At 62.2% G+C, this 18,771-nt stretch carries 19 protein-coding genes; 11 read left to right on the forward strand and 8 right to left on the reverse strand.

What is annotated here, in order from left to right:
- Positions 1–7: 7 nt before the first annotated feature.
- Both GSQ88_RS25500 and GSQ88_RS25505 read left to right on the forward strand, forming a co-directional pair.
- On the forward strand, positions 8–841 hold the full coding sequence (locus GSQ88_RS25500) for an AraC family transcriptional regulator (RefSeq protein WP_159010535.1): 834 nt from the start codon (positions 8–10) through the stop codon (positions 839–841).
- Positions 842–1,086: 245 nt separating this feature from the next.
- On the forward strand, positions 1,087–1,482 hold the full coding sequence (locus GSQ88_RS25505) for a hypothetical protein (protein WP_159010536.1): 396 nt from the start codon (positions 1,087–1,089) through the stop codon (positions 1,480–1,482).
- 44 nt (positions 1,483–1,526) lie between these two features.
- Here GSQ88_RS25505 and GSQ88_RS25510 read toward each other — a convergent pair whose 3' ends face one another.
- Entirely contained in the window at positions 1,527–1,907 is a 381-nt protein-coding gene (locus GSQ88_RS25510) for a hypothetical protein (RefSeq protein WP_159010537.1), read from the reverse strand.
- Positions 1,908–2,038: 131 nt separating this feature from the next.
- Between GSQ88_RS25510 and GSQ88_RS25515 the strand changes: the two genes are divergently transcribed.
- Positions 2,039–2,842: a class I SAM-dependent methyltransferase gene (locus tag GSQ88_RS25515; protein WP_246785003.1), complete on the forward strand. Its 804-nt coding sequence runs from the start codon at positions 2,039–2,041 to the stop codon at positions 2,840–2,842.
- Between the two features lie 201 nt (positions 2,843–3,043).
- Here the strand turns inward: GSQ88_RS25515 and GSQ88_RS25520 are convergent, their stop codons facing one another.
- Both GSQ88_RS25520 and GSQ88_RS25525 read right to left on the reverse strand, forming a co-directional pair.
- Positions 3,044–4,480: an NAD-dependent succinate-semialdehyde dehydrogenase gene (locus GSQ88_RS25520; protein ID WP_159010538.1), complete on the reverse strand. Its 1,437-nt coding sequence runs from the start codon at positions 4,478–4,480 to the stop codon at positions 3,044–3,046.
- Between the two features lie 122 nt (positions 4,481–4,602).
- On the reverse strand, positions 4,603–5,484 hold the full coding sequence (locus tag GSQ88_RS25525; RefSeq protein ID WP_159010539.1) for a LysR family transcriptional regulator: 882 nt from the start codon (positions 5,482–5,484) through the stop codon (positions 4,603–4,605).
- 311 nt (positions 5,485–5,795) lie between these two features.
- Between GSQ88_RS25525 and GSQ88_RS25530 the strand changes: the two genes are divergently transcribed.
- Positions 5,796–6,359: a hypothetical protein gene (locus GSQ88_RS25530; protein ID WP_159010540.1), complete on the forward strand. Its 564-nt coding sequence runs from the start codon at positions 5,796–5,798 to the stop codon at positions 6,357–6,359.
- A gap of 460 nt (positions 6,360–6,819) precedes the next feature.
- The gene (locus tag GSQ88_RS25535; protein ID WP_159010541.1) at positions 6,820–6,996 is read left to right on the forward strand and encodes a hypothetical protein; all 177 of its coding nucleotides are present in this window, start codon (positions 6,820–6,822) and stop codon (positions 6,994–6,996) included.
- 90 nt (positions 6,997–7,086) lie between these two features.
- On the opposite strand, the gene GSQ88_RS25540 is transcribed toward GSQ88_RS25535, so the two are convergent.
- Positions 7,087–8,010, reverse strand: a complete 924-nt coding sequence (locus GSQ88_RS25540; protein WP_159010542.1) for an NADP-dependent oxidoreductase — start codon at positions 8,008–8,010, stop codon at positions 7,087–7,089.
- Positions 8,011–8,489: 479 nt separating this feature from the next.
- Between GSQ88_RS25540 and GSQ88_RS25545 the strand changes: the two genes are divergently transcribed.
- The 5 genes from GSQ88_RS25545 (at position 8,490) to GSQ88_RS25565 (ending at position 13,398) form a co-directional block, all read left to right on the forward strand.
- Positions 8,490–8,792 (forward strand): hypothetical protein, encoded by a 303-nt coding sequence (locus GSQ88_RS25545; RefSeq protein WP_159010543.1) that lies wholly within the window; start codon positions 8,490–8,492, stop codon positions 8,790–8,792.
- Positions 8,793–9,502: 710 nt separating this feature from the next.
- Positions 9,503–10,429, forward strand: coding sequence for an SMP-30/gluconolactonase/LRE family protein (locus GSQ88_RS25550; protein WP_159010544.1), 927 nt, complete (start codon positions 9,503–9,505; stop codon positions 10,427–10,429).
- 186 nt (positions 10,430–10,615) lie between these two features.
- Entirely contained in the window at positions 10,616–11,209 is a 594-nt protein-coding gene (locus GSQ88_RS25555) for a GNAT family N-acetyltransferase (RefSeq protein WP_159010545.1), read from the forward strand.
- A gap of 153 nt (positions 11,210–11,362) precedes the next feature.
- Positions 11,363–12,997 carry a GMC family oxidoreductase gene (locus GSQ88_RS25560; protein WP_159010546.1) on the forward strand — a complete coding sequence of 545 codons (1,635 nt, stop codon included), beginning with the start codon at positions 11,363–11,365 and terminating at the stop codon, positions 12,995–12,997.
- A 29-nt stretch (positions 12,998–13,026) separates the two neighbouring features.
- Complete coding sequence (locus GSQ88_RS25565; RefSeq protein WP_159010547.1) at positions 13,027–13,398, forward strand: hypothetical protein; 372 nt, start codon at positions 13,027–13,029, stop codon at positions 13,396–13,398.
- Between the two features lie 20 nt (positions 13,399–13,418).
- On the opposite strand, the gene GSQ88_RS25570 is transcribed toward GSQ88_RS25565, so the two are convergent.
- A complete protein-coding gene (locus GSQ88_RS25570; protein WP_159010548.1) occupies positions 13,419–13,985 on the reverse strand; it encodes a TetR/AcrR family transcriptional regulator in 567 nt (188 codons plus the stop codon).
- A gap of 121 nt (positions 13,986–14,106) precedes the next feature.
- Between GSQ88_RS25570 and GSQ88_RS25575 the strand changes: the two genes are divergently transcribed.
- A complete protein-coding gene (locus GSQ88_RS25575) occupies positions 14,107–15,348 on the forward strand; it encodes an MFS transporter (RefSeq protein ID WP_246785004.1) in 1,242 nt (413 codons plus the stop codon).
- 125 nt (positions 15,349–15,473) lie between these two features.
- On the opposite strand, the gene GSQ88_RS25580 is transcribed toward GSQ88_RS25575, so the two are convergent.
- Genes GSQ88_RS25580 through GSQ88_RS25590 form a run of 3 tightly spaced genes read right to left on the reverse strand, consistent with a single transcriptional unit; the run spans position 15,474 to position 18,770 of the window.
- Positions 15,474–16,976 (reverse strand): flavin-containing monooxygenase, encoded by a 1,503-nt coding sequence (locus tag GSQ88_RS25580; protein WP_159010549.1) that lies wholly within the window; start codon positions 16,974–16,976, stop codon positions 15,474–15,476.
- Between the two features lie 45 nt (positions 16,977–17,021).
- A complete protein-coding gene (locus tag GSQ88_RS25585) occupies positions 17,022–18,002 on the reverse strand; it encodes a PDR/VanB family oxidoreductase (RefSeq protein ID WP_159010550.1) in 981 nt (326 codons plus the stop codon).
- A gap of 15 nt (positions 18,003–18,017) precedes the next feature.
- Positions 18,018–18,770 carry a GntR family transcriptional regulator gene (locus GSQ88_RS25590; RefSeq protein ID WP_159010551.1) on the reverse strand — a complete coding sequence of 251 codons (753 nt, stop codon included), beginning with the start codon at positions 18,768–18,770 and terminating at the stop codon, positions 18,018–18,020.
- Between the last annotated feature and the right edge of the window lies 1 nt (position 18,771).

Consider the following 18,771-nt stretch of genomic DNA (forward strand, 5'->3'; position numbering starts at 1 on the left):
TGACGCCATGTATCCAGCCCAGAAAGCGCTCTGGTATATCGAAAGCCATCTCGCCGAGGCGTTGACCCTTGACGAGATCGCCGGTGTTGCCGGGGTCTCGCGCTTTCATCTGGTTCGGGCGTTTGCCGCTGCGACCGGGTTGCCGGTGATGCGCTATGTGCGTGCCCGGCGTCTCACCGAGGCGGCGCGGGCGCTGGCGGGCGGCGCACCCGATATCCTCTCGCTGGCGCTGGAAGCGGATTACGGCTCTCACGAAGCATTCACCCGTGCGTTCCGTGACCATTTCGGGATGACGCCCGAAGCGGTCCGCGCCGGAACGTGCCTCAATCAACTCAGGCTTCAGGAGCCGATCATGATGGATTCAACCGCACTCGATGATCTCAAGCCGCCGCGTTTCGTGACAGGCAAGCCGCTGCTGGTGGCAGGCCTCGGTGAACGCATTACCCACGACAATGGCGGCGCCGGCATTCCCGGCCAGTGGCACCGCTTCCATCAATTCATCGACGGCTTCCCCGGCCGGGTCGGGGCGGTCGCCTATGGCGTCTGCTGCAACGGCGACGACGCCGGAAATTTTGACTACATCGCCGGCGTCGAAGTCTCGGATTTTTCCGATCTGCCACGCGAGTTCAGCCGGGTGCGGATTCCCGAACAGAAATATGCGGTGTTCACCCACAGCGATCACATCTCGACCATCCGCCGCACCGTCAACACGATCTGGAATCACTGGCTGCCGGCCTCCGGGATGAAAGCCGCCGACGCGCCCAATTTCGAGCGCTATGACGAGAGGTTCGATTCCGTCACCGGCAATGGCGGGCTGGAGATATGGGTTCCGGTGAAGTAGTAAGGGGGCGTACCTATCCGACAGTCGTCATCCTGAGGTGCGCGCCTTTTCTTGCGCGCCTCGAAGGATAACCGCGGGCTCTGCGCTGAACACCATCCTTCGAGACGCGGCCAAGTGGCCGCTCCTCAGGATGACGTTTCCCGGTGAGCACACCCCCGCGCAATTTGCCGGATCAGGTTTACGGACTTTGAACGATCCTGGATGACAGTCGGCCCGTCACGCGAGGAGCCTCCATGGATGACGCATTGATCTGGCAGATGAAGGCGGTTTTTTCCGAGACATCCTTCCGTCCGGCCGATCTTGCGGTGTTGAGCGATGCCGTGCTCAGGCTTGCCGGGATATTCTCCGTGGCAATGAAGGTTCACATCGAGGAACCAACCAAAACCCGGCCCCATCGACTGTTGCGGACCAGCAGACCACCGAGCCTTGGAGCGCCCGGGGAAAGCCATTTCGTCAAGCTGGAAGACGGCGGCGGTTACCACGCTTCCAGCTATTTCAATGCGCCGGACAATTCGATCAGGGAAAAGCATTACGACGACGCTGGCTTGCTCGCGCTCGATATCGTCGCCGAGTGGCAACTCCGGAAAGATATTGCGGCCAAGCTCAAGCTGATGAAGGAGGCGAGAAATCGGCGCTTGTGACGATGGGTGAGATGGTTTCGCAAGCGCTCAATCCATCCTGCGCGCTAGCTCGCGAGCGTCGTGGTTCCGGTCGGAGGCTCGGTCAGGAGGGCTTCGGCAAGTTCGCCTTGCAACTCGCGGGGCATCGAAAAGCACACGCTGAATCCGTCCTCGGTGCCGAGCGTGATCATGCCGGTCGCTGGATCGGTCGATGGTTCGACGGTCCATGACGTCAGCGGATAAGCGTAGCGCAAGGTGTGGTCGCCGAAGCGGGTACGAAGCGCCCGGCTGATCAGGTCCGGCAACACCAGCGCGAGCGTGCCGACCTGGCTGAGCGGCAAGCGAACCGATGCGGGGTTGCCGGCCGTATCGGTAAAACCCAGCACAATCGTGCCGCCGTCCTCGGTGACCTCGCAGATCGTGAGCGCCTGACTGTCGATTTCCATCGTGCCAACTCTTGTCGATAACACGTTATATTCGTATGAATATAACGAAGCGGAGGCTTCGTCCAGCCATGGTGCGCTTCGCTTGATGCAGCTGAGCTGGCATGCAAATGAGCTGGCGCGGGTTGCGGCACGTGAAGACGATCGGAGAGCGGTATTTGGGCAGCAGGCATCAGGACGGCAGCGCCGGCGACGCCAACTATGGCGCGATCGGGCAGGGCTATGCGGCCTACCGGCAACCCGACTCCGAAATAGCTGGTTTTCTCGGCCGTGCGCTGGGGGGCGCGCGCTCTGTCCTGAATGTGGGTGCCGGCGCTGGATCATATGAACCTGTCGATCGCGAGGTGACGGCGGTCGAGCCATCGGCCTCGATGCGCCGGCAGCGGCCCGCTTATCTGCCCGTCGCGATCGAAGGCGTGGCCGAGAAATTGCCGTTTGCCGATCAAAGTTTCGATGCGAGCATGGCGACGTTCACCGTCCACCAATGGAACGATCTTGCCGCAGGACTGATCGAAATGCGGCGGGTCACGCGCGGCCCCGTTGCCATCCTGACCTGCGATCCGCTGCAGCTGCACCGGTCATGGCTCGCCGAATACGCACCGGAGATGATTTCAGTCGAGATTCGCCGATATCCGTTGATCTCGACCATCGCCGAGGCCTTGGGCGGCGCCGATGTCGTGTCCGTGCCAATTCCGTTGCAATGTAGCGATGGTTTTAGCGAGGCCTATTATGGCCGTCCGGAGCGGCTGCTCGAAGCCGGTGCGCGGCTGGCGAATTCGGCGTGGAGTTTTGTCGAACCCGATGCCGAGCAACGTTTTGTCAAACGGCTGGATCGCGACATCAACAGCGGCGCCTGGGATGCAAAGTACGGGCAGCTGCGCCAACAGTCGCATTTTGATGGATCGTTGCGGCTGATCGTCGGCGTCCGCAAGGTCTAGAGCATGATGTTTATTGATTGAATCGGCCTTGATCTCCCGTCACCTCTCCCGTTGGGAGAGGTCGGCGCGTAGCGCCGGGTGAGGGGTTAGGGCCTGTCGTTTGTATAAGAGCCCTCACCCGATTTGCTTCGCAAATCGACCTCTCCCCGCCGGGGAGAGGTGAAGTGAAGCGCGGGATGACGCCTTGCTCTCGACCGGGACTTACACCCCGGTCTGCGTGATGAACTTGGTATTGAAGTAAGCGTCGAGCCCTTCGGAGCCGCCTTCCGAGCCGTAGCCGGAATCCTTCATGCCGCCGAACGGCGTTTCGGTCAGCGCCAGCGCAAAGCTGTTGATCGACATCATGCCGGCTTCCACCGCGGCGCCGATCGCGGTCGCGGTCTTGGCGGATTTGGTGAAGGCGTAGGATGCCAGACCAAACGGCAGGCGGTTGGCTTCTTCCGCGGCGTCATCGAATTTCGAGAACGGCGAGATCAGCGCCAGCGGCCCGAACGGTTCCTCGTTCATCGCGCGCGCCGATTTCGGCACGTCGGTGACGACGGTGGGCTCGAAGAAGTAACCCTTGTTGCCGATGCGGTTGCCGCCGGTCGCCACCTTCGCGCCGTGGCCGACGGCGTCCTGGATCATGGTTTCGATCGCGGTGATGCGACGGTCGTTGGCGAGCGCGCCCATCTTGTTGTCGGTGTCGAGGCCGTTGCCGACCGTGATCGCCTTGGAGCCGTCCACGAAATGCTTGACGAACTTGTCGTAGACGCCTTCCTGCACCAGGAAGCGGGTCGGCGCGATGCAAACCTGACCGGCGTTGCGGTACTTGGCGCCGACCATGATCTTGGCTGCCTGTTCGATATCGGCATCGTCGAACACGATCACCGGGGCATGGCCGCCGAGCTCCATCGTCACGCGCTTCATGTGCAGACCCGCCATCGCCGCGAGGTCCTTGCCGACCTTGGTCGAGCCGGTGAAGGAGATCTTGCGGATGGTCGGGTGCGGGATCAGATATTCCGAAATCTCGGAAGGCACGCCGTACACCAGGTTGACCACGCCGGCCGGCACGCCGGCATCGACGAACGCCCGGATCAATTCCGCGGGCGAGGCAGGGGTTTCTTCCGGCGCCTTGACGATGACCGAGCAGCCCGACGCGAGCGCTGCCGCCATCTTCTTCACCACCTGGTTGATCGGGAAATTCCAGGGCGTGAACGCGGCAACCGGTCCGACCGGCTCCTTGAACGTCATCTGATAGACGCCGGGGATCCGCGCCGGGATCAGCCGGCCATAGGCGCGGCGGCCTTCCTCGGCGAACCAGTCGATGATGTCGGCGGACGTCATCGTCTCGAGCTTGGCTTCGGCCAGCACCTTGCCTTGCTCGATGGTCATGATGGTCGCGATCTTGTCAGCGCGCTCGCGCATCAGGTCGGCGGCCTTGCGCATCACCTTGGAGCGCTCATAGGCGGAAACCTGGCGCCAGGCTTTAAAGCCCTTTTCAGCGGCGGCGAGCGCCTCGTCGAGGTCGGCCTTGCCGGCATGCGCGACGGTGCCGACCACCTCTTCGGTCGCCGGATTGAGCACGGGGATGGTCTTGCCGGAAGCGGCGGGACGCCATTTTCCGTCGATCAGCAACTGTACGTTCGGGTAGTCCATTTTCGTTTCCTCCGGTCTTAAAGGCTTGTTCCGCCGCGCGCGGACAACAGCACGTTCGGACGCCCCTTTTCAAGGGGCCGGCCATCACGTCTTTGCGGCTCGCCAATCGCGCGCAAGCATAGCTACGCGACGAGTTGGCCGACCCTCGAAAGCAGCAGCTTCAGGATCGGCGAGTTGTTGGCCTTATGGTAGGCGAGGATCAGGTCGAGCGTCGGCGCCTCGCCCTGCACCGGACGCGTGGTGATCGTATCCGGCAGATAGCGTTTGGTGTAGGCCGGCAACATCATGACCGCGCGGGTCGATGTGATCATGGAGATCGCATGGACCACATTGTGCACCTCATGTTCCGGCTTGAGGTCGACGCCGGCCTGGTTGAAATACGCTAGCACGGCGCGGCGCACCGCCGGTGCTGCCTTCGATGGCAGATAGAAGGTTTCGTGGGCGATCTCCTGCGGCGCGATGGTCGCGTGCTGCGCCAGGCGATGGTCGCTCGGAAATACAAAAACCAGGGGGTCGGTCCGCACGCGCCTGGAGGACAAATCTTCCATGTGCTCCTCGGCGCGGATGAAGGCGGCATCGAGCTTGCGCCGCATCAAGGCCTTGGCGAGCACCGGCGAGTAATCGCTCGACAGGCGGATGTCGATGCCGGGAAACGCCTCGCGCAGCACGCGGCTGACCTCGGGCAACAGATCGATTTCGGCCCCCGACAGGAAGCCAAGCGCGAAGGCCGGCTTCGGCGGTTGAGCGGCGCGCAGCGCTGCTTCCTTCGCCGCCTCCGCTTGCAGCAGCGCCATGCGCGCATGGTCGAGAAAGGCTTTGCCGGCCGCGGTCAGCTCGATGCCTTGCGCGCTGCGCGTCATCAGCGCAACGCCGACTTCCTGTTCGAGATCGCGGATTTGCCGGCTGAGCGAGGGCTGCGACGTGTTGAGCCTCTGTTCGGCGGCAACCGTCAGACTGCCGGCATCGGCCACCGCCACGAAATAGCGCAGATGCCGGAGCTCCATCACGATCTCCCGATTCTCGTCTGGCCAACTCTTATGAGGCCATATCTCGCAAGCATGGGCCCAGCTTACAAAGTCTTTTTCATGGGTGCCAGCGATCACTAGAAGCACGGTAAGCGGGGTCTGCCTGACAGGCAGGGCGTGATCCGCGGCCTTGATCCGTGCGGCCCTGCTCGAAGGCCGGCGCGCGGGCCTCATCTGGAGCGTTGCGCATGTGGAGAGGCATCAGAGCGTCGCTGCTGTGCCTGCTGGTGACGACAGCATTTGGCGGAGCCGCGGCGCAATCCCAAAGCAATCAACCGAGGGTAACCGGCATGGAAGATGTAGCGAAGGTCAAGCAAGCGATGCTCGGAAACTGGGAGAGCATCGCCCCCGAGATCCGGCCAAGCAAGAACCCGGATGGCTCGATGAAGCCGTTTTATCTCAAGCGCGCGTTCAAATATTTGCCGGACGATCGGTTCGAGCTCGATGTCGTCAACTCCGCCGACGCCTTTGGCGCCGTGCCGCTGGCGCGGATCAAGATCATCGGGCACATGACCTGGCAGGGACCGCACCCGATCGCGCCGGGCGCGCAGAAGGTCAATTTCGTGGCCGACGAGGCCTATGAAGTCACGCCCCTGGTGCAGGGATTTGCCGACGTCCTCAACAAGGTCGCGTCTGCCGGATACGCGCCCTGGGCGGTCAATGCGCCCCAGAGCATCTTCGGAAAATCTTTTGCTCCGTTCGGTCTCCAGGAAGGCACCAACTTCATGGAGTACGACCTCGTTTTTCTCAGGGGCGATCTTTTGTTCTGGGGCGCGCGCAATATCGACGGCCGCGGTTTTGATACCGAGCAGAACCGCCCGACCAATCTGCAGATCCCGCTGGTGCGGAAATAGGCCTGGGTTCCCGGCCTGAGGGATTTGCCTGATCGAACCGGCGCCGGGGATGTCTCCCTGGAGTCTGACTCAAAATGCGGCCAACAAAATCAGGCACTTTCGGCAAAGCTCGTCATGCCCGGCCTTGTGCCGGGCATCCACGTCTTCGCGCCATTCACGCGGCAAAGACGTAGATGGCCGGGACATAGGCGAGCGGAAGCGACGCCGTCCTTCGGACGGCTGTGCCCGGCCATGACGAAAAGTGAGTCACATTTCAGATGGTTAGAGTCACGTCGTTGGCGACGTGGCAAACAAGCCACTCTTGCTTCCCGATCGCATTGGAACCGGTATTTGCCCGGACCGACCATTAGCGAATCCTTTATAAATTAAGCGAAAGATCAAACGACTCAAGTTGACCGCGTACTTCACGCCTTGGCCTTCCCGGCCGGCGAACCCAACGTGTTGGACTAGAGGAACTTCAATGGCCAAATTTGCGATCGGCGATTCCGTATCCAAGGGCAAGAACAGTGGCAAAGTCGTCGCCGTCTTCACGACCACCGATGGCGAACTCAGATACGCGGTGGAAGATGACGGAGCCCTCCAGTTCATCCTGGAAACCGACCTGGCGCCATACCACCCCAATCATCGAGCGGCCTGACTGAAGTCGTACGGGCCTTCGGCTTGCAGGCGCGTAGGATGGGTTGAGCTTTTTGCGAAACCCATCCCACGTGCTACGTGCCGGGTCATTTTAACGCACCAGAAAAACCAGCTTGCCGCGAAAGTGGCGGGATTCGCTTAATTTATGCGCGGCCACGGCTTCGCTGAGCCGATAGCGCGTCACTTCCGGCGGACGAACGACCCCTGCCGCGACCAACGTCACGATGCGTTCCAGATGTGGCCGATCGCGTCCGACGTGGGGCCGCAGCGCCACGACATCGGTGCGATCCGGCTTCGGCGCCTGCGCGCCCGAGGCAATGAAGGCGGCGCGGCCGCCCGGTTTCAGCACCGCGAACGATCGCTGCGCGACGTCGCCACCGACGGTATCGAACACGGCGTCGCAATCTTTCACGACCTTGGTGAAATCCACCGCATTGTAGTCGATGATCTCGTCGGCGCCGATCTTGCGCAAGTAATCGTGGTTCGATGCGCTCGCGGTGGTAATCACGCGCGCGCCCAGATGTTTGGCCAACTGAATGGCAAAGCTCGCGACACCACCGGCGCCGCCCTGGATCAGGATGGTCTCGCCGACTTTCAATTTCAGGGCGTCTTCGACAACGCAAATCGCCGTCAACCCGGCCAGCGCCAGCGCGGCGGCATCGACATGCGAGAGACCTTCGGTTTTCCTGGCGACGATGGCGGCCTTGACGGCGATCTTCTCGGCATAGGCGCCCTCCTGGCCGACGTCGCAGACGCCGAACACCTCGTCGCCGATACGCAGGTCGCTGACACCATCGCCTGTGGCTGAGACGACACCGGAGAAATCGCGCCCGAGAATGTAGGGGAAGTGAGAAATCTGGTTCGATTTGCCCTCGCGCACCTTCCAGTCCGCGCCATTGACGCTGGCGGCGACAATATCGACCACGACCTCGCCGGGTGCAGCCACGGGATCCGGCATCTCGCCGAATTTCAGCACGTCGGGCCCGCCGTGATGTTCGATAAAAGCAGCTTTCATTGATATTCCTCGCTTTGCGGAAAACACGGTCGCATGTTTGAGGGATGCGTTCAAATGCGATGGACGGCTGTCTGCCGCGCGTTCACCGGTAGAACGGCGAAGGAGCCTTTGAAGCTATCTCGGACGTCATCCCCGGGGATGACATCGAAATAGCTTTCTCGAAGGTCGGGACACACCGGAACCGTCATCCTGAGGAGCGGCCACTCGGCCGCGTCTCGAAGGATGGTGTGCAGCTCGGTGCTCGCGGCCATCCTTCGAGGCTCGCAAGAGCTCGCTCCTCAGGATGACGCCCGAGATAGCTTCTCAGGCTCAAAGACCGGGACGCGCCGGCACGACAACCCAGAACCTGTGATTGCTTAAAATGTTTCGGAAACTTCTAGCCGGCGGGCAACCGTGCCCGCAGATGCGCGCCGCTGCTTAGCGCGGCCTTCACTCCTGGCGCGCATCCTCGCCCCCAATCAAGAAAAGGGCGAAAAACAATGGGTGTTCTGAAAGATCTTGCGATCGCGGGGCCGGTGCTGGCTCTGCTCCTGCTTCTCAGCAATGCTTTTCTCGGTCCCGACGCGACCGATAGGCGATCGTTAACCAGCGACAAGGCCTGGATAGGCGCAGAGCTGGTCCCGGCAGAGCGCTGGCTCGCAAAGGATTCGATAACCACGGGCGCCTCCTGGCATGGCGCCTACGCGGCCCCGGCGCAGCGATGGGTTGCGAGGACCGCGGCGTTAAGGATCAGAGACGTGTTCTCTCAGTTCGTGCCGGGCGAAAACAATCGCGCCAGCTGATGCGTCAAGCTTGCACTCAATTGGTTCTCTGACCTGCAAGGAACGCACGCACCAGCGACTTCGCCTCCACCCATCCGGACTTCACACCTTCACATCATTTCTGATTTTCAGAAATTGTTCTTGACTCTTGACCCAAATCACCTGCCTATTTGCGCCATCCTGTCCCGAGAGAGGGGGCGTTGGCCATCGTCACTGACGTTGGGGCGGGGAGCGGTGGACGCGAAAGCTGCGACTGACGAGCGTGGCTGAAGCGGACGGCAAAGTCGTGTGGTCCTGACGCCCCGATGGCAGGTGTCAAGTTCTTGAGAAGCTCACGCTTCTGAGGGGCTTCTTTTTGGGGGCGAACGAATTTGCAAAACTCGGGCGCAGCGTGTCGCGGGAATGCGGAGGCATATCCACCCGTCGTCCCGGCCTTGCGCCGGGACCCATACGCCGTGTCCCCTCGTTTGGCGGTGGAGTAGATGCCTTTCGATACAGTCGACGCCAGTGGTTATGGGTCCCGGCGCAAGGCCGGGACGACGGCTTTAGTGGTGCATCGTCATCAACGGAGGCCGCATCGGGTCCGCGTTTTGCAATGGCTGTTGCGCATGGCCTCGGGTTGGCAAGCCTGGGCTACTTTGCCATAACGAGATGCAACAACATGTTGCGCGTGCGGGGGCGGTCTGGAATCGCCGCGGGCGTGCGCGCTGCAAGAAAAGCCGGAGGATTTCATGTCCAATGTTCGCGTGCTCGCCAGTGGTCTCGAATTTCCCGAAGGTCCGGTGGTGATGCCGGACGGCTCGGTCGTGCTGGTCGAAATCCGCGGCCGGCGGCTGACGCGGGTCTATCCGGACGGGCGGAAAGAGGTGGTCGCGGAAATTCCCGGTGGTCCCAACGGCGCGGCGCTCGGGCCCGACGGCAAGATGTACATCTGCAACAATGGCGGCTTCAGCTGGATTCCGACCCGCAACATGATCATGCCGGGGCCGCAGCCCGAGGATTATCTCGGCGGCTCGATCCAGCGCGTGGATCTGCAAAGCGGCAAGGTCGAGACCGTGGTCGACACATGCGGCGAGCATGCGTTGCGGGGCCCGAACGACCTGGTGTTCGACCGGCACGGCGGCCTGTGGTTCTCCGATCTCGGCAAGCGCCGCGCCCGCGAGATGGATGTCGGCGCGTTCTATTATCTCAAGCCTGGCATGAAGGAGATCATCGAGGCCGTGCACGGCGTGCTGCCGGCCAACGGCATCGGCCTTTCACCGGACGAAAGCACCGTCTACATCGCGGAGACGCCGACCGCGCGGCTGTGGGCTTACGAAATCTCCGAGCCGGGCACCATCAAGCCGCGCGACGTGATCTATCGCGGCGAGCGCGGCAAGCCCATTGCCGGCCTCGGCGGCTACCAGATGTTCGATTCGCTCGCGGTGGAAGCGTCCGGCAATGTCTGCGTCGCCACCCTGATCTCGGGCTGCATTTCCGTGATCGCGCCCGATGGCGCGCTGGTCGAGCAGGTCCCGACCGGCGACCGCGTCACCACCAACATCGCCTTCGGCGGACCCGAACTGAAGACCGCCTACATCACGCTGTCCGGCAAGGGCGAACTGATCGCGATGGATTGGCCGCGGTCCGGCCTGCCGCTGAATTTTTTGAATAAGTGATGATGACCAACGGTTTACCCCAACGTCATCCTGAGGAGCGCTCCCTCTTGGGAGCGCGTCTCGAAGGATGGTGTTTAGCTCGGTGCTTGCGGCCATCCTTCGAGGCTCGCAAGAGCTCGCACCTCAGGATGACGTCCGAGATAGCTTCACCGGCTCTCAGGATGACGCAGAGGAGGACTTTGATTAATGCCCTGGCTTGAACCTGTTTCCCTCTCTGGCGCTCACGCCCGGCTTGAACCGTTGTCGCATGACCATCGCGACAGACTGGTCACGGCCGCCAAGGACGGCGATCTCTGGAAGCTCTGGTACACGACAATCCCGCGCGCCGAAGACATGACCAAGGAAATCGATCGAAGGCTCGGCTTGCAGAAGGCCGGCGCGATGCTGCCATGGACGGTGTTCGACGCCGATGGCGAGATCGCGGGCATGACCACCTACATGAACGTCGATGCCAGCAACCGCCGCGTCGAGATCGGCTCGACCTGGTATGCCAAGCGGGTGCAGCGCAGCGGGCTCAACACCCAGTGCAAATTGCTGGCGCTGCAACATGCGTTCGAAAAGCTGGATTGCATTGCGGTCGAATTCCGCACCCATTTTTTCAACCAGCAGAGCCGGCGCGCGATCGAGCGGCTCGGCGCCAAGCAGGACGGCATCCTGCGCAACCATCAGGTCGCGCCCAACGGCACGTTGCGCGACACCGTCGTCTTCAGCATCATCGCCAGCGAATGGCCGACGGTGAAGGCGCATTTGAATTATCAACTGAATGAGAAGGCGCGGTGACCGAGGCTTTTTTGCTCGTCATTGCGAGGAGCGAAGCGACGAAGCAATCCAGTCCTTGCTTGCGGCCGTGGATTGCTTCGCTTGCGCTCGCAATGACGAACTTGGACTCCCATGGTGAGGCTGGAGCCTTGCTAACCCTACGAAAGTGAGACGATGGAAACGTTCGATTATGTGATCGTGGGCGCGGGCTCCGCCGGCAGCGTGTTGACCAATCGCCTGAGCGAGGATCCCGGCACCAGCATCTGCGTGCTCGAAGCGGGCCCGAGCGACTGGCATCCCTACATCCATTTGCCGGCGGGCTTCATCAAGACCTTCCACATGAAGAGCATCAACTGGGCCTACCAGCAGGAGCCGGGCCCGTGGACCGGCGGCCGCAGCATTTATGCGCCGCGCGGCAAGACGCTGGGCGGTTCGTCCTCGATCAACGGCCACATCTATAATCGCGGCCAGCGCCAGGATTTCGATACCTGGGCGCAATACGGCAACCGCAACTGGGGCTATCAGGACGTGCTGCCGTATTTCAAGCGGCTGGAAAAACGTGTCGGCCAGGGCGATGACGCCTATCGCGGGCGCGACGGCAACCTCACCGTCACGACGATGGATTGGCAGGATCCGTTGTGCGAGGCCTTCATGGCCGGCGCGATCAGCCTCGGCATTCCGCGCAATCCCGATTACAACGGCGCGATCCAGGAAGGCGTCTCCTACGCCCAGCGCACCATCAAGAATGGCCTGCGCGTCAGTGCGGCGACCGCCTTCCTGCATCCGGCGATGAAGCGGCCGAACGTTCATGTGCACACCCACGCGCATGCTACCAATATCATCTTCGAGGGCAAGCGCGCGGTCGGCGTGCGCTACATCAAGGGCGGCAAGGGCGGCACACCGGTGGAAGTGCGCGCCAACAAGGAAGTGATTTTGTCCGGCGGCAGCTACAACTCGCCGCAATTGCTGCAATTGTCGGGTGTCGGCTCGCCGGAATTGCTCGGCTCGCTCGGCATCGAGGTGCGTCACGCGCTGCCGGGCGTCGGCGAGGGGTTGCAGGATCATTACGCGCCGCGCACGGTCGCCCGCGTCAAGGACATCAAGACCATCAATGAACGCCGGCGCGGCCTCAGCCTGATGTTCGAAGCGCTGAAATGGGCGACGACGCGGCGCGGCCTGCTGTCGCTGTCGCCGACCATGGTGTATTGTTTCTGGCATTCCGGCGAGAGCACTGAAAGCTCCGACCTGCAACTGACGTTCACGCCGGCAAGCTACAAGGAAGGCGTGCAGGGCCAGCTCGAAGACCAGCCCGGCATGACGATCGCGTCCTGGCAGCAGCGCCCGGAGAGCCGCGGCTATGTCCATGCCCGCTCGTCGAATCCGTTCGACCCGCCGATCATCCAGACCAATTATCTGGCCGAAGAGCTCGATCGGCGCACCGTCGTTGCCGGCATGAAGCTGGCGCGCCGGCTGATGGCGTCAAATCCGCTGTCGCCCTATTACGAGTATGAAGATTTCCCCGGACCCGGCGTGCAGACCGACGATGAATTTCTGGCCGCGGCGACCCAGCGCGGCACCACCACCTTCCATCCCGGCTGCACCTGCCGGATGGGACCGCAAGATGCGAAATGGGCCGTGGTCGACGACCAGCTCCGCGTCCACGGGCTGCAAAATTTGCGCGTGATCGATGCCTCGATCATGCCGCGCATGATCTCGGCCAACCTCAATGCCTCCACCATGATGATCGCCGATAAGGCCTCGGATTTGATCAGGGGCAAGAGCGCCGCAGAGCCTGCAAGGATTCCGTAAAATGTGTTCGTGCAGTAAGGGCGTTGGTCATGACTGACGAGCATAATCGTCCTTTGACGGATGCCGAGCGCGACCTTGTGCGATGGATGCTTGAGCACGGAACAGCAGACGCGAAGCAGTACCTAGACCAGCTTGAAGTGGCGGAAGTGACGCCTTGGAAGTGCACATGCGGGTGCGCGACCATCCATTTCCAGATTCGAGGATATGATGAACCGCCGCCCGGGATTGTTAGCTTAGGTGATTTCGTGACGGGCGAAGGCGATCACCAAGCCGGGGCGTTCATCTATTCAAGTGGTGGATTGCTGCGGGGTATAGAAGTCTACGGATTGACGGGTAACGCACCTGATGCGCTGCCTCGCCCAGAAGAATTGCGTGACCTTGAATCGAAAACGACGGGATAACCAAGTTCGAAATGGTGATTTCAATCCGGGCGCGACAGCGATTGAACCCGGCCCAGCAGCGAATGGCAGTAGGCGAGCGTCAGCTCACGATTGCCGAAAAGCAGATGATACACGATCGGCGCCATCACGTGGTCGATCACCTCGTCGATATCGAATGGCGTTTCACCGCGCGCCTCGGCTCTCTCGGCGATGGTCGAGAGGTGTTGGCGGGTGAAGACGTCACACTTTCCCGAATAGGATTGCTCCAATGGCGAAACCACATCCCGCATCAAGGCGCGGCCGATCGGCGAGGTCATTTCTTCTACATATTGTTCGATGAAGGTTCGAACATCCGACGCCGTTGCGCCGGTGTCCTCGGGGTCGGCGATCGGCCGCAATCGTTCCACCGCGACATCCGCCAGCAGCGAGGCGAGGTCGCCCCAGCGCCGGTAGATCGTCGACGGTGTCACCCCGGCCTCGGCTGCGATCTGCGGCACCGTGAGTTGATCGCGATCGGTCTCGGCGCTGAGTTGCCTCACCGCTCTATGCACCGCCTCCTGGATTCGGGCGCTACGTCCGCCGATCCGAATCCGTTCCTTGACGACCACGCGTTTGCTCCGTGCAACCAAGCCATGCCAAAACGGCGGGCGGCTATTAACGCAAAGTATTTGCTTTAAGGGATGGGCGTCCCTATACCTTAAAGCTAGATATTAGCGTTAGGAGCCGCATATGCAAGCCTGTCCCGCCAATCCGCATCAGGAACTCCCCGCCGTGGCGCTCCCGCCGGCGGCCCAAGCTCAAACTCAAGCCCGCGCGCTACCAGCCAGCGCCATGACGCTGTTCAGCTTCACCGCGGCGATGCTGGTCGCGGCGAGCAGCAGCGCCACCACGCCGCTCTATCACCTCTATCAGCAATCCATGCACCTGACCCCGTTCTGGATCACGGTGGTGTTCGCGATCTACGTCGCGAGCCTGCTCGCCGCGCTGCTGACGGTCGGAAGCTTGTCGGATTACGTCGGACGTCGGCCGGTGATCCTGGCGGCGCTGCTGTTGAACGCCGTGGCGATGCTGCTGTTCGCCGAAGCCCGCGACGTCGGACAATTGATTCTGGCGCGCACCATCCAGGGACTATGCGTCGGCACCGGCACCACCGCGCTGGGCGCGGCGATCCTCGATACCAACCGCGCGCGCGGCCCGCTGCTCAACAGCGTCACCGCGTTTCTGGGAATGACGGCGGGTTCGCTGGGCGCGGCCGGGTTGATTAGCTTGGCGCCGGATCCGCTGCACTTGATCTACGAAATCCTGTTCGCCCTGACGGCGCTGATGATCGCGCTGCTCTGGATCATGCCGGAGAGTTCGTCGCGAAAGATGGGCGCGCTGGCGTCGCTGCGGCCGCATGTCAGCGTGCCCAGGCAGTCGCAGGCGATTCTTCTCAAGCTGACGCCGGCCAATGTGGCCTGCTGGGCGCTCGGCGGGCTGTATCTCTCGCTGATGCCGACGGTGGTCGCGACCGCGATGCATGTCGCCTCGCCCTGGATCGGCGGCGTCGTGGTATCGATCCTGATGCTCACGGCGGCGATCGTGGTCGCCGCTTGCAGGAATTGGCCGGCACGGCGTCTGGTTCTGACGGGCACCGGCACCCTGTCGCTGGGCGTGGCGGTCTCGATGGTTGGAATTGCGCAGCAGCAGGTCGCAGCACTCCTGATCGGGACGTTGATTGCAGGCACCGGATTCGGGGCAACGTTCTCCGGAACATTGCGCGCGCTGCTGCCGACGGCGGAACCGCACCAGCGGGCCGGCCTGTTGTCGGCGTTCTACCTGCAATCCTATCTGGCGTTCGCGCTGCCGGCGCTCGCGGCAGGGCTGTCGGTCCCGCTGATCGGGCTTACCGCCGTGGCCTATCTCTACGGCGCCGTGATCATCCTGCTCGCGATCATATCGATGTTCGCTTCGCTATGGAGCGGCCGCTGAAGACGCGCACGCCTGAACCGGAGCTAGAGCGTTTTCGAGCGAAGTGGGCACCGGTTCGCGTGAAGAAAACGCGTCAAAACAAAAGGCTAGAGCCCCGTTCCGATTCTATCGGAACGGAAAAGGCTCTAGTCGTAAACGAAGGCGCTATCCTTCAAATCGATCGCCGGGAATTCGTCCTTCTCGGCCCAGTAATCCTGGTTGTGCTGCCACTCCGGCTTGTCGCCGCGCTTTGGCAGCAGGTGCATGCCGCGCATCATGTAGCCGGGGTTGAAATTCTCCGCATCGATCCACGGCAACAGCGGCATGTTGTGGTCCTCAGCCCGCAACGCCGGCGTCACCTTGTTGGCGCCAGTCGCCTTCATGTGGTTGAGCAGGCGGCAGACGAAGTCGGCGACCAGATCGACCCGCAGGGTCCAGCTCGCGCGGAAATAGCCGAACACCCACACCAGATTGGGCACGCCGGTGAACATCATGCCGCGATAGGTCACGGTGTCGGCGAAATCCAGAGGCTTGCCGTCGACCGAAAAATCGATGTCGCCATTGGCGCTGAGATGGAAGCCGGTCGCGGTGATGATGATATCGGCGTCCAGCGCCTTGCCGGATTTCAGCAAAATGCCGGTCTCGGTAAAGCGCTCGATCTCGTCGGTGACGACGGAGGCCTTGCCGGACTTGATGCCGAGAAACAGATCGCCGTCCGGAATGAAGGCGATGCGCTGCCGCCACGGCCGGTATTTCGGGGTGAAGTGGGTCGCGATGTCGTAGTCCGGCCCGAGATAGGCTTCGACCGCCGAGAGCAGGTCCTTCTTGGCGGCTTCCGGCTCTTCAAACGTCTTGCGGGTGAAGGCGTCCTGATCGAACAGGATCTTGCGGCGGGTGATTTCGTGGATCCAGGTCTCGTCGACCTGGAGCTGACGCAGGGTTTCGGCGATCTCGATCGCATTGCGGCCGGTGCGGAAATAGGTCGGCGAGCGCTGCAGCATGGTGACGTGCGCGGCATCCTTGGCGATCGCCGGAATCAACGTGGCGGCGGTCGCGCCGGAGCCGATCACGACGACGCGCTTGTTCTTGGTGTCGAGATCCTCGGGCCATTTTTGCGGGTGGACGATCGGGCCCTTGAAGCGCGCCATGTCCTTCCACTCCGGCGTGTAGCCCTCGGTGTGGCGATAATAGCCCTGGCACATCCAGAAGAAGTTGGTGGTGAACCGCAGCTTCTCGCCGGTGTCGGTTCGGGTGGCGTCGATGGTCCAGAGCTTTTCCGTGCTCGACCATCTGGCCGAATTAATGGTGTGCTGATAGCGGATGTGCCGGGAGAGATCGTTCTCCTCGATCACCTCGCCCATATATTTCAGGATCTCGGCGGCGCTGGCGATCGGCGCGCTGGTCCATGGCTTGAAGCGGTAGCCGAAGGTGTGCAGGTCGCTGTCGGAACGAATCCCGGGATAGCGATGCGTGCTCCAGGTGCCGCCGAACGTCTTCTGGGTTTCGAGCGCGACAAAGCTGGTTCCGGGGCATTGCTGGGTCAGATGATAGGCGGCGCCGACGCCGGAGATGCCGGCGCCGGCGATCAGCACATCGAAATGCTCGGTGGTGGCGGGCTCGGCGGCCCGGATCTGAGCTTGAACGTTCATCTTCCCTATCTTTTTTTGTATCGAAGCAATCCGGTCGCAGGCGACTTAGATCGCTTCGGGCCGGTACAGCGTATCGACGGTGACGGTTCCGACCGCGCGCGACACGCAGGGGCAAATCTTGCGGCTGCCCTGCTTTTGTTGCGCGCTGAAGAAGACGTCGCGGTGATCGATCTGGCCTTCGATGGAAACGACATCGATGGCGCAAACGCCGCATTCGCCACGCTGACAATCCGACATTACATCGAATCCGGCTTCGTTCAATACATCGAGCATCGAACGGTTTTGCGGTACCACGAGTTCGGCGTCGGTATGCTTCAGCCGCACGCGGAATTCCGCCGTGGGAAATAAACCGCTTGATCCAAACGTCTCGAAGCGAAGATCCGAAGGCGTTCGCCCGGCCTCGTTCCAGGCGCGCCGCGCGGCCTCCAGCATCCGCATCGGTCCGCATATGATCGTGATGGCGTCGTCGGGCAGGGCGCGGAAGCTTGCGGGCAAATCGATCTGCGTCCCTTGGTCGCTGGCGTGCACGATCAGGCGGTCGCCGAGCATCGTCGACAGCTCATCGAGATAGGCAGCGTCGGCGTGCGATTTCACCGCATAGTGCAACTGCACGCCGATGTTCCTGCGCTGCAAGGCGCTGGCGATGCCGATGATCGGGGTGATGCCGATACCACCCGCGATCAGGCAATAATTTTGCCGGGCCCAGTCGATGTCGAGCAGCGAGGTCGGATTGGAAATCTCGATCCGCATGCCTGCTTGCAAATTCCACATGCCGCGCGAGCCGCCGCGGCTGTTGGGCGCCAGCCGGACCGCGATGCGATAGAGGTCGCAAGCGCGCTCGCCGACCAGCGAATAGCATCGCCTCATCGGTTGTCCATCGACCAGCACGACAACATTGATGTGACTGCCGATCGGGTAGGGCGCGATCGGCGGTTGGTCGGGACGCAGCACGATTTCGCGGATCGTGGGCGCGACATCGCGGATCGCGTCGACCGTGCACCAGCTCCATTGCTCCGCAAAACGCATGGCGATCCCTTCGGTCTAGTCAGCTGCGGATTTGAGCAAAGCGAGCGCAGGCAGCAGGTCGAGATGGGTGCGATTGCGCAGCGCCAGTCGCAGATTGCGCGCGGCGAGGCGCGAATGTTCCCGCATCACGGCCTCGGCACGGGTGCCCTCGCGATTCTCGATTGCGTCGACCACGATGCGGTGGTGATCCTGCGCGATCAGCAGGATCTGATGGGCTTCCGGCAGCGCCGATTGCGCCATCACGAAGCCGCTCGGCGAAGCGAACGGCAGCGCCGAGACGCGGTCGATCTGCCGGATCAGCGGCGCGCTGCCGGACAGTTCCGTCAGCAGCGCATGGAAGCGCGCGTTCAACGTCACATAGGCAGAGAAGGCTTCCTCGGAGACAGGGTCTTGCCGGACCAGTTGATCGAGGTCGGCGAGGCATTCCTTCAGCGGCTCCAGGTTGCGGGCGCTGGCGCCGCGCTCGGCGGCGAAGCGGGCGGCAAGGCCCTCCAGGGTGCCGCGCAGTTCGATGGAATCCAGGATGTCGCGTTCGGAAAACGCCTTCACCATGAACCCGCCGGACGGAATCGCCTGCAACAGGCCCTCGTCCTCGAGCCGCACCAGTGCCAGCCGCACCGGGGTACGCGACACATGGGTGATGTCGACCGCCTGCAATTCGGAGATGCGCTCGCCGGGCCTCAACTGCCCGGACAGGATCATGTCGCGCAGTGCCAACTGGGCCCGCACGGTCTGGGACACCGAGCGCTCGGAATCGCGTTCGCTCATG

The sequence above is a fragment of the Bradyrhizobium sp. S69 genome (assembly GCF_009766005.1).
Lineage (GTDB): Bacteria > Pseudomonadota > Alphaproteobacteria > Rhizobiales > Xanthobacteraceae > Bradyrhizobium.

What these genes read in the sequence shown, in the direction of transcription:
- GSQ88_RS25590 (WP_159010551.1), bottom strand. Translation starts at nt 18,770, where the DNA reads ATGAGCGAACGCGATTCCGAGCGCTCGGTGTCCCAGACCGTGCGGGCC.
- GSQ88_RS25575 (WP_246785004.1), top strand. Translation starts at nt 14,107, where the DNA reads ATGCAAGCCTGTCCCGCCAATCCGCATCAGGAACTCCCCGCCGTGGCG.
- GSQ88_RS25540 (WP_159010542.1), bottom strand. Translation starts at nt 8,010, where the DNA reads ATGAAAGCTGCTTTTATCGAACATCACGGCGGGCCCGACGTGCTGAAA.
- GSQ88_RS25555 (WP_159010545.1), top strand. Translation starts at nt 10,616, where the DNA reads ATGCCCTGGCTTGAACCTGTTTCCCTCTCTGGCGCTCACGCCCGGCTT.
- GSQ88_RS25500 (WP_159010535.1), top strand. Translation starts at nt 8, where the DNA reads ATGTATCCAGCCCAGAAAGCGCTCTGGTATATCGAAAGCCATCTCGCC.
- GSQ88_RS25520 (WP_159010538.1), bottom strand. Translation starts at nt 4,480, where the DNA reads ATGGACTACCCGAACGTACAGTTGCTGATCGACGGAAAATGGCGTCCC.
- GSQ88_RS25530 (WP_159010540.1), top strand. Translation starts at nt 5,796, where the DNA reads ATGGAAGATGTAGCGAAGGTCAAGCAAGCGATGCTCGGAAACTGGGAG.
- GSQ88_RS25535 (WP_159010541.1), top strand. Translation starts at nt 6,820, where the DNA reads ATGGCCAAATTTGCGATCGGCGATTCCGTATCCAAGGGCAAGAACAGT.
- GSQ88_RS25580 (WP_159010549.1), bottom strand. Translation starts at nt 16,976, where the DNA reads ATGAACGTTCAAGCTCAGATCCGGGCCGCCGAGCCCGCCACCACCGAG.
- GSQ88_RS25585 (WP_159010550.1), bottom strand. Translation starts at nt 18,002, where the DNA reads ATGCGTTTTGCGGAGCAATGGAGCTGGTGCACGGTCGACGCGATCCGC.
- GSQ88_RS25560 (WP_159010546.1), top strand. Translation starts at nt 11,363, where the DNA reads ATGGAAACGTTCGATTATGTGATCGTGGGCGCGGGCTCCGCCGGCAGC.
- GSQ88_RS25525 (WP_159010539.1), bottom strand. Translation starts at nt 5,484, where the DNA reads ATGGAGCTCCGGCATCTGCGCTATTTCGTGGCGGTGGCCGATGCCGGC.
- GSQ88_RS25550 (WP_159010544.1), top strand. Translation starts at nt 9,503, where the DNA reads ATGTCCAATGTTCGCGTGCTCGCCAGTGGTCTCGAATTTCCCGAAGGT.
- GSQ88_RS25545 (WP_159010543.1), top strand. Translation starts at nt 8,490, where the DNA reads ATGGGTGTTCTGAAAGATCTTGCGATCGCGGGGCCGGTGCTGGCTCTG.
- GSQ88_RS25510 (WP_159010537.1), bottom strand. Translation starts at nt 1,907, where the DNA reads ATGGAAATCGACAGTCAGGCGCTCACGATCTGCGAGGTCACCGAGGAC.
- GSQ88_RS25565 (WP_159010547.1), top strand. Translation starts at nt 13,027, where the DNA reads ATGACTGACGAGCATAATCGTCCTTTGACGGATGCCGAGCGCGACCTT.